Below are 13362 nucleotides of genomic sequence, written 5' to 3' on the forward strand. Positions count from 1 at the left end.
CAGAGGAGGATTTCATGAAGATCACCAAGGTTTCCGGAGTGCTCGCCCTGCTGCTGATCGCCGCCGCGGCTGCTTGCGGCAAGGGCGAGCAGCCGGCTGAGGCGAACGCGACGGTCGAGGTGACCGCCACCGCCGAGTCGGCGATCGGCGAAGGCGCCTACGTCGAGGAGCACGAGAGCGGCAAGGCCGCCTTCAATGTCGCTGCCGACGGGAACGTCAAGGCCGCGGTCACGGGTCCGGACGGCAAGCCGATCCGCGAGGACGTCAGCGGCACGCTGGTGTGGAAGGACGCTTCGGGGGAGAAGACGGTGCCGCTCACGCTCGACGCGAAGACCGGCCTCCTGGTCGCCGCCGGCCCCAAGCTGGAGGCGGATCTCACCGAGATCGGCTACACGCTCAACGTCGCCGGCAAGCCGTGGAACGGGACGCTGCACGTGCCCGCCGGCGGCACGGCCGAGCTCTTCGCCAACGCCAAGGCGTCGGCGGAGCTCGGGCTGCCGGAGGGCAAGCTCGGCCCGCACGGCGGGCGCATCGAGATCGTGGGCGACGACCGCCTCGAGCTCCTGGTCGACGAGGTGAGCGGCGAGGTCCGCGTCTATGTGCTCGACGCCGACCTGAAGCCCATCGACATCGGCGAGCGCAAGATCACGCTCGGCGTGGTGGCCGAGGCGCCGCAGGTCGTCGTCCTCGCTCCGGCGGTCGCGACCGCGGACGTGGCCGCGACCGCGGCCGCGGGGGTGACCGCGGGGGCGTACCTGACCGGCAAGCTCGCGCTCGCCGCCGATCCGCTGAAGCTGACCATCGCGGTGCGGAACGCGGGTCGCTCGGCGGTGGCCCTGTGCGGCTACCGGGCCGGGGCGGCGTTCGCCGTCCACGCGCGCGCCCCGCGGGTGAAGGTGCGCGTGAAGACGGACTGGGACGCGCACGTCCACGCCCTCGCGCAAGCCGACCTGAAGGCGAAGGCCGACATCGACCCGAAGGTCCACGTTCACGCGGGGGCCGGCGCCGCTGCCAAGGCCAACGCGAAGGCCAACGTGCACGTCAAGGCGCCGAGCGTCCGCGTGACGCCGCCGAGCGTGAACGTGCAGATCAAGGCGCCGAAGATCTCGATCCCCAAGCCGAGCTTCAAGGCGTCGGCGTCGGCCCGCGCGAGCGCGGGCGCGAAGATCGGGGCGCACTGACGCGCCCCGGCGGGAGGGGCGGGCGGCGCGGGCCGCCCGGCGAGCCCTCCCCCGACCCTCCTCCGAGGCGTCGGAGAGCGTGTCGTTGACGCGGAAGACCTCGGCGAAGCGGCCGCGGCGGACCTCTCCGCCCGCGGGCGCGGTGGCGGCTGTGGTGCTCGATCCGGCGTCGAGCGCCCCGCTCCACCGGCAGGTTTACGAGGCGGTGCGCGGGGCGATCGTCGCCGGGCGGCTGCGGTCCGGGAGCAAGCTGCCGTCGACCCGGGCGCTCGCGGCGCACCTCAGCCTGTCGCGCAACACGGTGCTCGGCGCGTACGCGCAGCTCCTCTCGGAGGGGTACCTGCGCGGCCGGATCGGCTCCGGGACGTACGTCGCCGACGCGCCGCCGGAGCGCGTCCTGCTCGCCCGGCCGAGCTCCGAGCCGCAGCCAGCGCCCTCGCTGGATGGCGCTTCCCTCTCGCGGCGCGGCGCGCTCGTGGCGGGTGCGGCGTCGCCGTTCCTGCGCGCCACCGCGCCGCGCGGTCCTGCCGGCTGGGCGTTCCAGGTGGGCGTGCCCGCGTTCGACGCCTTCCCTGCCGCCGCCTGGGGCCGGCTGATGAGCCGGCGCTGGGACCGCTCGTGGCAGGCGCTCCTGACGCGCTGCGAGCCGCAGGGGTACGCGCCGCTGCGCCGGGCGATCACCGACTACCTCGTCACCGCGAGGGGCGTGCGGTGCACGCCGGACGAGGTCATCGTGGTCAGCGGCGCCCAGCAGGCGATCTCGCTCGCTGCCGAGGTGCTGCTCGATCCCGGCGATCCGGTCTGGGTCGAGGATCCGGGCTACACCGCGGCGCGCAGCGCCCTGATCGCGGCCGGGGCGACGCCGGTGCCGGTCCCGGTGGACAGCGAGGGGCTCGACGTGGCGACGGCCGTCCGGCGATCGCGCTCGGCGCGGCTCGCCGTCGTGACGCCGGCGCACCAGTTCCCGCTGGGCGTGACGATGAGCCTCGAGCGCCGACGCGCGCTCCTCGACTGGGCGAGGTCGTCGAGCGGCTGGGTTTTCGAGGACGACTACGACAGCGAGTTCCGCTACGCGGGCCGGCCGCTCGCCGCCCTTCAGGGCCTGTCGCCGGGCGCGCGGGTGATCTACGCGGGGACATTCAGCAAGGTGCTCTCGCCGTCGCTGCGGCTCGGCTACCTCGTGGTGCCGGAGGGGCTGGTCGACGCGTTCGTCGCGGCCAAGGCGCTGGCCGATGTGTCGTCGCCCTCGCTGGAGCAGGCGGTCCTGGCCGATTTCATGATCGAGGGCCACTTCGCGCGCCACGTGCGCCGCATGCGCGTGCTGTACGAGCGGCGCCAGGCCGCGCTGGTCGCGGCGGCGGAGCGAGAGCTGTCGGGGCTGCTCGAGGTCGGCCCGGCGCCCGCCGGCATGCACCTCCTCGGCTGGCTGCCTACCGGGCGCGCGGACGGCGCTGCGGCCGAGCGCGCGGCGGCGAGCGGCGTGCGGTGCGTCGCGCTGTCCGAGCTTCGCACGCGCTCCGCCGGACGGGGAGCCCTGCTGCTCGGCTACGCGGCTTTGCCCGAGGACGAGATCGCCGAGGGCGTCCGGCGGCTGAAGGCCGCGCTGCGCCAGCGCTGAGCGCCCCGCACGTGGATCCAGCCGATCGGGACGAAGTGGATCTCGCGCTCGCCCGGCGCGCTGCCTAGAAAATGCGTTCTAGCTCTACTGCGGGAAGTTGCCCCGGATCAGCAGAAAAACCGCCAAGGCGCCGAGGCCGCCAAGAGAAGAGGGGGAGGGCCGTCCCGGCATTCCCCTCTTATTTCCCTGGTTTCTTGGCGGCCTCGGCGCCCTGGCGGTTCGCTTCTCAGGGCGACCTCCCGCAGTCGTGCCAGGTGCCCGCGCGCGGGGTGGCCGGCGCGCGGGCGGACGGAAACCACGGAGGATGGACCCATGCAATCACGCATGAATTACGAGAGCGTCGCCCCCGAGGCGTATCAAGCGATGCTCGGGCTGAGCTCCTACGTCAAGCGCTGCGGGCTGGAGAAGACGCTGATCCCCCTCGTGTTTCTCCGCGCCTCGCAGATCAACGGCTGCGCTTACTGCATCGATCTGCACTGGAAGGAAGCGCGGGCCGCAGGTGAGGACGAGCGGCGGCTCTACATGCTGAGCGCGTGGCGCGAAGCGCCCTGTTACAGCGAGCGCGAGCGGGCCGCCCTCGAGTGGGTCGAGGCGGTGACGCTCGTCGCGGCAGAGCACGTGCCCGATCGCGTCTATGACGCCGTACGCCAGCACTTCTCGGAGCGGGAGATCATGGATCTCACCTGGGCCGTGGTGACGATCAACGCCTGGAACCGCGTGGTGCTCGCCACCCGGGCCGTGCCTGGCTCCCACAGGTCGGTGAAGCGGGAGCAGGCGTGAGCCGGCGCGCGGCCGCGGGCTCCGTTCGAGCGGCCTGCGCGCCGTCGTCATTCAGAGCCGGCGGCGGATGACAATCTCCCTGTTCCGAACCGGAAGTGCCTCGATGGCGGATGGTCAGCCAGGGTCATCCGCTGCCGCCAATGCCCCGATGCTGGGCGTGTGCCCGACGTGCCGGGTCGAGAGCGGCCTCGCCTTGGTCCTGCGCGGCCTCGCCTTCTCCCGCACGCGCATGAGCCTGAGAAAGAAGCCGTGATGTTTGCTCACCCGGGCAGCGCGCGGTAATCGATCTTCCCCGTCGACGTCCGCGGCAGCTCGTCCATCGCGACGATCTTCTCAGGGACCATGTACGGGGGCAGCCGCTCCGCAAGGTACAGCCTGAGCGAGCGGTCGTCCGCGTCCCCTGCGAGGGCGACGAAGCCGCGCAGCGTCTTGCCGAGCCGCGCGTCCTCCACGGCGATCACCGCGGCCTGGCGCACCGCGGGGTGCGACGCCAGCGCGGCCTCGACCTCGCCCGGCTCGACCCGGTAGCCCCGGATCTTCACCATCCGGTCGATGCGGCCGCGGAAGTAGAAGAGCCCGTCGGCCTTGCGCTCCACCCGGTCGCGGGTCCGGTACGGGCCGCCGTCCACGGTCGTCGGCCCCGAGACCACGAGCTCGCCCGTCCCGGGGCCCTCGATGACCCGGCCGCTCTCGTCGTCCGCGTCCAGCGCGAGCAGCGCGCAGGCGGCGTAGGGGCACGCGACGCCGATCGGGACCTCGCTCGCCCCGTCGAGCGCCGCGCGGTCGACCCGGTGGAACGTGCAGACGTTCGTCTCGGTCGGGCCGTAGAGGTTGTAAAGCGCCGCGCCGGGCGCCCGCGCCGCGAGCGCCGCGAGCTCGCGCGGCGGGAAGACCTCGCCGGCGAAGAGGATGGCGCGCACGGGGGGCGAGAGCGTGAAAGCCGGCGCCGGCGCGCCCGCGTCCGCCGCGGGGAGCGCCGCGACGAGCTTCATGAACATCGAGGGCACGCCGTAGATGACCGTCGGCGCGAGCGCGCTCACCGCGTCGCGGAGCGCGCGGCCCGAGGCGAGATCGCGCCGCGCCATCGTCACGAGCGTCGCGCCGGCGCGGAACGTCGCGAGGTGGTCGAACCAGGCGAGATCGAAGACGAGCTCGGCCACGCGGAGGACCTGATCCGCCGGCGTGAGCCCGACGAGGTCGATGCAGAAGGCCGTGAACGCGTCGAGCCCGGCCCACGTGATGGGGACCGGCTTCGGCTCGCCCGTGCTGCCCGAGGTGTGCAGGATGCACGCGACGTCCTGCGCGCGGTCGTCGCAGACGCCGCCGTCGCCGCCCGCGTCGGTGCGCGCGGCCCCGCGCAGCGCGCGCCCCTCGGCGTCGAGCTCCACGCGCGGCAGGCCGCCGCCGAGCTCGGCGTCGATGCCGTCCGCGAGGCCCGCGGCCGCGGCGTCGAGCACGAGCGCCCGGCACCCCCGGGCCCGCGCGATCCGCCCGAGCCGCGCAGGCGGCGCGGTCGCGTCGAGCGGGACCGCCACGGCGCCGGCCGTGAGCACCCCGGCGAGCGCCACCGGCTCGTCGTGCGCCCGGCCCAGCGAGAGCAGCGCCACCCGGTCCCCCGGGCGCACGCCGGCCCCGGCGAGCGCCGCGCCCACGGCCGCCGCGCGCGCCGCGAGCTCGGCGTAGGTCATCGCGGCGCCGCGCGACGCGAGCGCGACGGCGTCGCCGCGCGCGGCCAGGTCCTCGGCGCGCAGGCGGAACGTGCCGGCCACGCGCTCCCCGCTAGCCCTGCGCGGCCGCGATGCGGCCGGCGACGAAGCGCGCCATGCTGTCCACGGTCGACACCGCGTCGAGGTCCACCTCCTCGTCCGGGATCTTCACGCCGAAGCGCTGCTCGATGAACACGAGCACCCGCGTGAGCGACATCGAGTCGAAGCCGGACCCGCCGGCGAACAGATCCTCGTCCAGGGCGAGCGGCGCCTTGCGCAGCAGGATCTCCTTCGCGATATGGTCGTGCAGCGCGCGCCGCACCGTGTCGAGATCGTAGGTCACCGCAATGGTCCCTTTCCAGCCGGAGCCCGGGCGCTCAGCCGATGGCCGGCGTCGCCTTGCGGGCAAGATAGTCGATGAGGTCGATCTTGGACACGACGCCGAGCACCGTCTCCTTGTCGACGACGAGCGCGATCTTCGCGTCGCTCAGGACGCCCTTCAGGAGCTCGACCTTCGTCGCGGGCGTCACGGTCGCGTAGTCGCTCTCGACGAGCCCGCCGATGCTCGAGTCGAGCGTGCCGCTCCCCGTCACGAGGTGCCGGAGCAGGTCGATCTCGTGGACCATCCCGCGCAGCTTGCCGTCCTGGGTCACCGGGAGCTGGCTTATCCCGTGCGATTTCATCATGTCGATGACCTCGCGGACCCGGGCGTTCGCGTCGGCGGTGACCACCGCCCCGCTGGGCTTGACGGCGAGCAGGTCGCGCACCGTCCCGAGGCCCTTGTCCTCCTCGAGGAAGCCGTTCTCTCGCATCCAGTCGTCATTGAAGATCTTCGAGATGTACTTGGACGCGCCGTCGGGCAAAAGGACGAGGATGTTCTCCTTCTTCCCGCTCTGACGCGCGTACTTGATCGCGCCGGCCACCGCCGCGCCCCCGGAGCCGCCCACGAAGAGGCCCTCGAGCCGCACGAGGTCCCGCGTCATGAGGAAGCACTCCTTGTCGTCGACCCGGATGATCTCGTCGATGATCTCGAGGTTCATCGTGCTCGGGAAGAAATCCTCGCCGATCCCCTCGACCTTGTAGGCAAACGGCTTCGTGATCCGCTTGGTCTTCACGTAATCGTAATAGAGCGAGCCGACCGGGTCGACGCCGACCATCTTGATCTCCGGCTTCCTCTCCTTGAGGAACTTGCCAATGCCGCTCAGGGTGCCCCCTGTCCCCATGCCGGCGACGAAGACGTCGAGCTCGTCGCCGCACTGCGCCCAGATCTCGGGGCCGGTGGACCGGACATGGGCCTCGGGGTTCGACGGGTTGTGGTACTGGTTCGCGTAGAAGCAGTTCGGCGTCTCGTCGGCGATGCGCTTCGCAACCTGGTAGTAGCTGCGCGGGTCGTCGGGCTCGACGGCGGTGGGACAGACCACGACGCGGGCGCCATAGGCGCGCAGCGTCGCGATCTTCTCCTGCGACATCTTGTCCGGCATGACGAAGACGCACTTGTATCCCCGGATGGCCGCGACCATGGCGAGCGCGGCGCCCGTGTTGCCGCTGGTCGCCTCGACGATCGTCCCGCCGGGCTTGAGCCCGTTCGCCTCGGCGTCGCGGATCATGTTCAGCGCGACCCGATCCTTGTGGCTGCCGCCCGGGTTCAGGTACTCGCACTTCACATAGATGTCGCTCTCGAGCCCCTCCGTGACCCGGTTCAGCTTGACGATCGGCGTGTCGCCGACGGCCTTCGTGATATCGCTGCGCGCGCCTCGCATCATGGGGAGACCTCTTAGCCGCCGCGCGCCGCAGCGACAAGGGGAGCACGCGGGCGCGACGGCGCCGCGAGAGGCGGGCTCGCCACGGCGCCGGTGAGCGCGCGCCTGCCGTGACTGCCGGGCCCGGCCGCCGGTCACCCCTCCTATCCTTCCGGAAGGAACGACAAAAGAAATGGTGTTTACGATGGGGCCCATATCGCCCCTGTCCGGCACGTTATCGTGACGGGTTCAAAGGCCCTGACGGTGGCGAGCCAGCGCTCTCCCGGGGCGAGCCGCCGGGGCGCGGCGCTGGCGCGCTGACGTCAACGCCACGCGGCGCTGCTGCGCGCGCCGGGGCGAGCGGGCCGGCGGGCGATCTCGCGCAGCGCTCCCTGTGGTAGACTGGCGAAATGGCGTCCGAGCCGAAAGTCCACCCGAGCGCCGAGACGGCGCTCCTCAAGGTCCGCTCCAGGGAGATCGCGTTCAGCCGCTTCCGCGTGCAGGTGACCGCCGGCCCGGACGCCGGGGCGTCCCAGACGTCGGACGCGACGGAGTTCGTGATCGGCACGGCGCCCGGCAACCAGCTCATCCTCACCGACCGGGCGGTGTCGCGGCATCATTGCGTGATCTCGGTCACCCCGCGCGGGTTCTTGCTCCGCGATCTCGGCAGCAAGAACGGCACGACCCTCTCCGGCTTCCGCGTCGAGGCGGCCTATCTCCTGCCGGGCGCCTCGCTCGGGGTCGGGCAGTCCACGCTCCGCTTCGAGCCGCTGGCCGAGGAGATCCGCGAGCCGCTCGGCGACGAGGAGCGGTACGGCCGGGTGCTCGGGCAGAGCGCCGCGATGCGCCGCATCTTCGGGGCGCTGCCGCGGATCGCCGCGTCGGACTCGACGGTGCTGATCGAGGGCGAGACGGGCACGGGCAAGGGCTTGCTCGCCGAGGCGATCCACGAGAGCAGCCCGCGCGCGGGGGGGCCGTTCGTCGTGATCGACTGCGGATCCATCCCGCCGACGCTCATCGAGGCCGAGCTCTTCGGGCACGCCAAGGGGGCGTTCACGGGCGCGCAGGCGGCGCGCGCCGGCGCCTTCGAGGCGGCGCGGGGCGGCACCGTGCTGCTCGACGAGATGGGCGAGCTCCCGCTCGACATGCAGCCGAAGCTCCTGCGCGTGCTCGAGGAGCGGCAGATCCGGCGCATCGGCACCATCGAGCCGACCAAGCTCGATATCCGGATCATCGCGACGACCAACCGCGATCTCCGCCAGGAGGTGAACCGCGGAAACTTCCGGTCGGATCTCTACTACCGGCTCAACATCGTCCGCCTCCGCGTCCCCGCGCTGCGCGAGCGCCCCGACGACATCGCGCTGCTCACCGCGCATTTCTACCGGCAGCTCGCGCAGGGGCAGGACCAGAGCCCCCCCGGCGAGCTGCTGGAGGCCTTCATGCGGCAGGACTGGCCGGGCAACGTCCGCGAGCTCCGCGGCGCGGTGGAGCGCGCGGTGCTGATGATCGATCCCGCGCTGTTCCGCGAAGCCGTGATGGGCTCCGAGGGGGCGGACAGCGGCGCTCCGGCGCTCCCGGCGCCCCGGGATGACGAGCTCAGCCTGTCGTTCCGCGAGGCGAAGGAGCGCGCCGTGGCGCGCTGGGAGCGCACGTTCCTCACGTCGCTCGTGCGCGCGAACGGCGGCAACCTCTCGCGGTCCGCCCGCGCGGCGCGGATGGACCGCAGCCACCTGCGCGAGCTCCTCCAGCGGCACGGCGTCTCGGCGACGGAGGCGTGACGGCCGGGCCCGCGGGCCAGCGCCGGAGACGGCCGCGCGCGCGCGTCTGGTGAGGGGTGAGCGGCCAGGGCGGCGCCGGAGGCGGCCCGCCGGAGCTCCGGCGGGCGGCGCCAGGGCGCGCCCTCTCGCTGGTTACTGATTGGCCTTCTGCCGGTTCTCTCCCTTGAGCTCCTTGGCCTTCCCTTCGGCGGCCATCTGCTCGTCGTCGACCAGCTTGCCGACTCGGTTCTTGATCGCGCCGGCGGCCTCTTCGATCGCGCCCTCCGCGCGCTCGTTCGCCTTGGCGTCCTCCTTCTGTCCCTTTCCCCGGAGCTCCTTGGCGCGGCCCTCCGCTTCCATCTGCTCGTCGCCGAGCAGCTGGCCGAGGCCCTTCTTGATCTTGCCGCCCAGCTCTTCGGCGGCCCCTTCATTGCGATCGCTTGCGTTGCTCATTGCATCCTCCTCGTGGCGCGGCCGCCGCAGAGCCTCTCTGCTGCGCGCCGCCGCCGTCGACCTCGCATTGGCAACCTCGGGATCTAGCAACCGGTGCGCCATCCCATCGCAAACGGCCTTTTCGAGGACGCGGAAGGGCGATTGGGGCAGGCTACCTCGCCCGCGCTCTGCCTCTCGGCTCGCCTGAGGCAATACGCCACGCGGTGGACAAGCAAGCAATCCCTCGCTCCGACCGGACGGCCCCCGCTCTCCCGGGGGCGCGCCGCGCTGCGGTCGGATTTCGCGGTGAATGCGGTGACGCGAGCGCTCTGTCCGCGGCGTTCAGCTCGGCTGGGCGTCTGTGGAGAGCCGGGACTCCAGGGCGTGGCGCGGCGTTTGCTGAACAGCCTGCATAGCAACGAGGAGCGCCTCGCTCCTTTCTGGGAGGTTCATCATGTCGTTCATTCTCTTTCTCCTGTTTGGCCTCGTCGTCGGTGCTCTGGCGCGCCTCATCGTCCCTGGACGGGAGCCGGGCGGGTGGGTCGTCTCGATGATCATCGGCGTGGTCGGCTCCTTCATCGGCGGGCTGCTCGGCCGCATGTTGTTCATGTACCGTGAGGGTGAGCCGGCCGGCTTCTTCATGTCGCTCATCGGCGCCATCCTGCTGACCGCCGGCTATCAGGCGATCGTGCGGCGCCGTACGGTGGCATGAGCGGGCGGGGCGATCCTCGCCTGAGGCGCCACGCCCGATACCGGCCCGCGGCGCTGCATGAAGGAGCTCTGGATCCGCCGCCCCGATCTGTAACGCCCGGGAGCACCTCGGGCCGGGAGCAGGGGGCGCGGAGGAGGCGTCGCGGCCGTTGAGCGCGATCTCGGCCCGGGCGGCGCGGCGCGCTCCGTCCCGCTCGGCCGGCCGGAGGGGCCCTGCTCGTCGCACGGCCCTCCCCCAGGGTCGTACGACGAGCAGGGCCTTCGGCGGCCTGCGCTCAGTCCGGCGCCGCGTTTCCGCCGGCGCCGCGCCCGCTCGCCGGGTAACGCTTGACGCCGCAGGAGGCTTTGGGCTTGCTAGCGCGCTCCGCGCTTTTACCCAAGGTCCTGGCCATGTCGTTCTCGATCCTGCCCCCGCCGATCACGCCCCTCGCCGCGATCCTGCCGTCCGAGCCGCTGCTGCTCATGGGCGCCGGTCCAGTGCCCATCCCGCAGGCGGTGGCCCAGGCGAATGGGGTCATCATCAATCACCTCGGCCCCACCATGGATCGCGTCATCCAGAACGTGAAGTACATGGCGGCCTATGCGTTCCAGACGCGCAGCGACAAGATCCTCGGCCTCGCCGGGCCCGCGTCCGCGGCGATGGAGATGGCCGTGGCGAACCTGTGCTGGCCCGGGCGCAAGGTCCTTTGCCTGAAGGTGGGGACGTTCAGCGGGCGCCTCGGCGAGATGGCGCTCGGCGTGGGCGCCGATGTCACGTTCCTCGAGGGGCCGCCCGGGCGGCCCGTGACGCTCGCGGACGTGCGGGAGGCGATGAAGAAGCAGCGCTACGACGTGGTCACGATGGCGCACGGCGAGACGTCCTGCGGCGTCCGCATGGTCGAGATGCCGGAGATCTGCAAGCTCGCGAAGGCGCAGGGCGCCCTCACGATCGTCGACGCGGTGGTCACGCTCACGGCCATGCCGGTGCACATGGACGAGTGGGGCATCGACGTCGGCATCGTCGGCGGGCAGAAGGCGCTGTCGTCGATCCCGGGCGTCTCGGCCTGTGCGTTCTCGCAGGACGCGTGGAAGGTCGTCGAGGAGCGCCCCCTGCCGCGCCCGCACTGGTGCTACGACGCGACGCGCGCGCAGCGGTTCTGGGGCTACCAGCAGTACCACTACACGGCGCCGGTGCCCGGCGTGCTCGCGCTGCACGAGGCGCTGCGCCTCGTCTGCGAGGAGACGCTCGAGCGGCGGTTCCGTCGCCACGAGATGAGCTCTCTGGCCATGCAGGCGGGCCTCGAGGCCATGGGGCTCGAGCTGTTCGCGTCGAAGGACGTGCGCCTCAACAGCGTGCTCGCCATCAAGCTGCCGCCCGGCGTCGACAGCGCGCGGATCCGCGAGTACATGACCAAGGCCTTCCGCGTCGAGATCTCGGGCGCCTTCGGCCTCAACATCGTGCGTGTGGGCCAGATGGGCGAGCAGTGCCGCTCGCACAACCTGTTCAAGACGCTCTACGCGATGGGCATGAGCTTCCAGCGAGAGGGCGTGAAGCTCGACGTCGCCAAGGGAATGGCCGCGCTCGAGCAGGGGCTGGCAGGCGATCGCGATTACTTCGTGGACTAGCTGGACTAGCTCTGCCCCACGGTGGCCCGGTCCGGGATGGCCGGACCTGCGCGCCTCGCGGCGGCAAGGGCTTGCTCGCGGCGCTGGCCGGCGTCGATCCGGCTCCGATGCGCGTCGAGCAGGTCGCTGCGCGTCAGGATCCCGAGGACCTTGCGGGGGGCATGCCTGGACACGACAGGGAGCCTCCCCACCCCCTCGGTGACCATGTGATCGGCGGCTTCGCGCAGGGAGCTGTCCTCGAACACCACGGCGGGCGGCCGCCGGACCAGGTGGCGGATCGAGATGGTACCGGCCTGCTCGGTGAGCACATCGCGCTGGGTGACCACGCCGACGAGCTCCCCCCGGTCGTCCACGACCGGGAAGCCCTGGTGGCGAGAGCCCGCCGCCTGCGAGAGCAGGAAGGCGCGGGCCGCCTCGACCGTATCGTCGGCGGCGAGCGTCACGACGGGGCGCGAGGCGGCCTCGCCGGCGGTGATCTGCGCCAGGTGATCGGCCGCGTACTCGACCGTCACGCGCGCGCCGCGGCGGGCGATCTTCTCCGTCATGATGGAGTGCCGCATCAGCAGGCTGGAGACGAGGAAGGCCGCGCTGCAGCCGCCGAGCAGCGGCAGCAGCCCCATCGGCTGCCGGGTCGTCTCGAAGGCGAAGACGACGGACGCGAGGAGCGCCCGGGACGCGCCCGCGAAGATCGCCGCCATCCCGACGAGCCCGGCGACGCGCGCGTCCACGCCGAGCCCGGGGAGGAGCGCGGTCGCGGCCAGGCCGAGCATCGCGCCGAGCCCGCCGCCGACGGTGAAGAGCGGCGCGAGCGTCCCGCCCGAGGTGCCGCTGCCGAGCGCGATCGACCAGGAGATGAACTTCATCAGCGACAGCGACACGAGCGCGGCGAGCGCCAGGCGGCCGCTCAGGATGTCGTCGATGTTGCTGTACCCGACCCCCAGCGTCTGGGGCGCGAAGTAACCCACGACGCCGATCGCGACGGCGCCGATCGCCGGCCACCACATCCAGTGGAACGGCAGCCGCTCGAACGCCTCCTCGATCGCGTAGATCGCGCGGGTGGCGCCCGTCGCCGCGAGGCCGAGCGCCGCGCCGAGCACGATGTAGAAGGCGAGCGCGGGGCCGGTCGAGGGCGCCACGGACGCCATCTCGAACGCGGGCGCGGTGTGGCCCGCGCAGAGGCGCGCCGCCGTCGCCGTGGTCGCGGCGAGGGCGACGGGGATCACCGAGCGCGGGCGGTACTCGAAGAGCAGGAGCTCGATCGCGAGCAGCACGGCCGCCACCGGGCTGCCGAAGGTCGCCGACATGCCCGCCGCCGCGCCCGCCGCGAGCAGCGTCTTGCGCTCGTCCGCGGTGATCCGGAGCAGCTGCCCGACCAGCGAGCCGAGCGCGCCGCCGGTCGCGATGATGGGGCCCTCCGCGCCGAACGGACCGCCGGTGCCGATGGCGATCGCCGCGGAGAGCGGCTTGAGCAGCGTCATCCGCGGCGGGATGCGGCTCTGGTTGAACAGCACCTGCTCCATCGCCTCCGGGATGCCGTGGCCGCGGATCGCCTGCGAGCCGTAGCGCGCCATCACGCCGACGACGAGCGCGCCGGCGATCGGCACCACGAGCACGAGGAGGCCCAGGTTGTGCTCGGCGGGCGACGCGGGGGCGGCGGACAGCCGGCCGAAGAACGCGAGGTTCGTGATGACGGCGATGAGCGCGGTGAGCAGCTCCGCCGCGAGGAAGGCCACGCCGCCGAGCGCGATCGCGAGGCCGCTGACGAGGACGACCCGCCGGTCGACGGCGGCGCTGGGGGCGGGGACGCGGAGGTCCTCGAGGGTCGGGCCCATC

General features: G+C 72.4%; 11 protein-coding genes. 6 read left to right on the forward strand and 5 right to left on the reverse strand.

From position 1 onward, the window contains the following. The first annotated feature begins 14 nt into the window (after positions 1-14). From WMF27_RS02345 to WMF27_RS02355, 3 genes are all read left to right on the forward strand, one after another. Positions 15-1181, forward strand: coding sequence for a hypothetical protein (locus WMF27_RS02345; RefSeq protein WP_437943741.1), 1167 nt, complete (start codon positions 15-17; stop codon positions 1179-1181). A gap of 79 nt (positions 1182-1260) precedes the next feature. Then, positions 1261-2799 (forward strand): PLP-dependent aminotransferase family protein, encoded by a 1539-nt coding sequence (locus WMF27_RS02350; protein WP_437761888.1) that lies wholly within the window; start codon positions 1261-1263, stop codon positions 2797-2799. 312 nt (positions 2800-3111) lie between these two features. Beyond that, positions 3112-3579: a carboxymuconolactone decarboxylase family protein gene (locus WMF27_RS02355; RefSeq protein WP_437943742.1), complete on the forward strand. Its 468-nt coding sequence runs from the start codon at positions 3112-3114 to the stop codon at positions 3577-3579. 260 nt (positions 3580-3839) lie between these two features. On the opposite strand, the gene WMF27_RS02360 is transcribed toward WMF27_RS02355, so the two are convergent. The 3 genes from WMF27_RS02360 to WMF27_RS02370 are packed head-to-tail and all read right to left on the reverse strand — an operon-like array spanning position 3840 to position 7048. Then, positions 3840-5348 carry an AMP-binding protein gene (locus WMF27_RS02360; RefSeq protein ID WP_437943743.1) on the reverse strand — a complete coding sequence of 503 codons (1509 nt, stop codon included), beginning with the start codon at positions 5346-5348 and terminating at the stop codon, positions 3840-3842. Between the two features lie 10 nt (positions 5349-5358). Beyond that, complete coding sequence (locus WMF27_RS02365) at positions 5359-5628, reverse strand: acyl carrier protein (RefSeq protein WP_012233072.1); 270 nt, start codon at positions 5626-5628, stop codon at positions 5359-5361. A 34-nt stretch (positions 5629-5662) separates the two neighbouring features. Continuing rightward, positions 5663-7048: a cystathionine beta-synthase gene (locus WMF27_RS02370; RefSeq protein WP_437943744.1), complete on the reverse strand. Its 1386-nt coding sequence runs from the start codon at positions 7046-7048 to the stop codon at positions 5663-5665. Between the two features lie 386 nt (positions 7049-7434). On the opposite strand from WMF27_RS02370, the gene WMF27_RS02375 reads away from it, so the two are divergent. Then, on the forward strand, positions 7435-8802 hold the full coding sequence (locus tag WMF27_RS02375; protein ID WP_437761884.1) for a sigma 54-interacting transcriptional regulator: 1368 nt from the start codon (positions 7435-7437) through the stop codon (positions 8800-8802). 132 nt (positions 8803-8934) lie between these two features. On the opposite strand, the gene WMF27_RS02380 is transcribed toward WMF27_RS02375, so the two are convergent. Further along, complete coding sequence (locus tag WMF27_RS02380) at positions 8935-9234, reverse strand: CsbD family protein (protein ID WP_437943745.1); 300 nt, start codon at positions 9232-9234, stop codon at positions 8935-8937. Between the two features lie 433 nt (positions 9235-9667). Between WMF27_RS02380 and WMF27_RS02385 the strand changes: the two genes are divergently transcribed. Both WMF27_RS02385 and WMF27_RS02390 read left to right on the forward strand, forming a co-directional pair. Then, on the forward strand, positions 9668-9925 hold the full coding sequence (locus WMF27_RS02385) for a GlsB/YeaQ/YmgE family stress response membrane protein (protein ID WP_437761882.1): 258 nt from the start codon (positions 9668-9670) through the stop codon (positions 9923-9925). A gap of 389 nt (positions 9926-10314) precedes the next feature. Continuing rightward, complete coding sequence (locus tag WMF27_RS02390; protein ID WP_437761881.1) at positions 10315-11529, forward strand: pyridoxal-phosphate-dependent aminotransferase family protein; 1215 nt, start codon at positions 10315-10317, stop codon at positions 11527-11529. A gap of 5 nt (positions 11530-11534) precedes the next feature. Here the strand turns inward: WMF27_RS02390 and WMF27_RS02395 are convergent, their stop codons facing one another. Next, complete coding sequence (locus WMF27_RS02395; RefSeq protein ID WP_437769910.1) at positions 11535-13361, reverse strand: chloride channel protein; 1827 nt, start codon at positions 13359-13361, stop codon at positions 11535-11537. Position 13362 lies beyond the last annotated feature (1 nt).

It is taken from the genome of Sorangium sp. So ce281, assembly GCF_051527395.1.
In the GTDB taxonomy this organism is placed as follows: domain Bacteria; phylum Myxococcota_A; class Polyangia; order Polyangiales; family Polyangiaceae; genus Sorangium; species Sorangium cellulosum_B.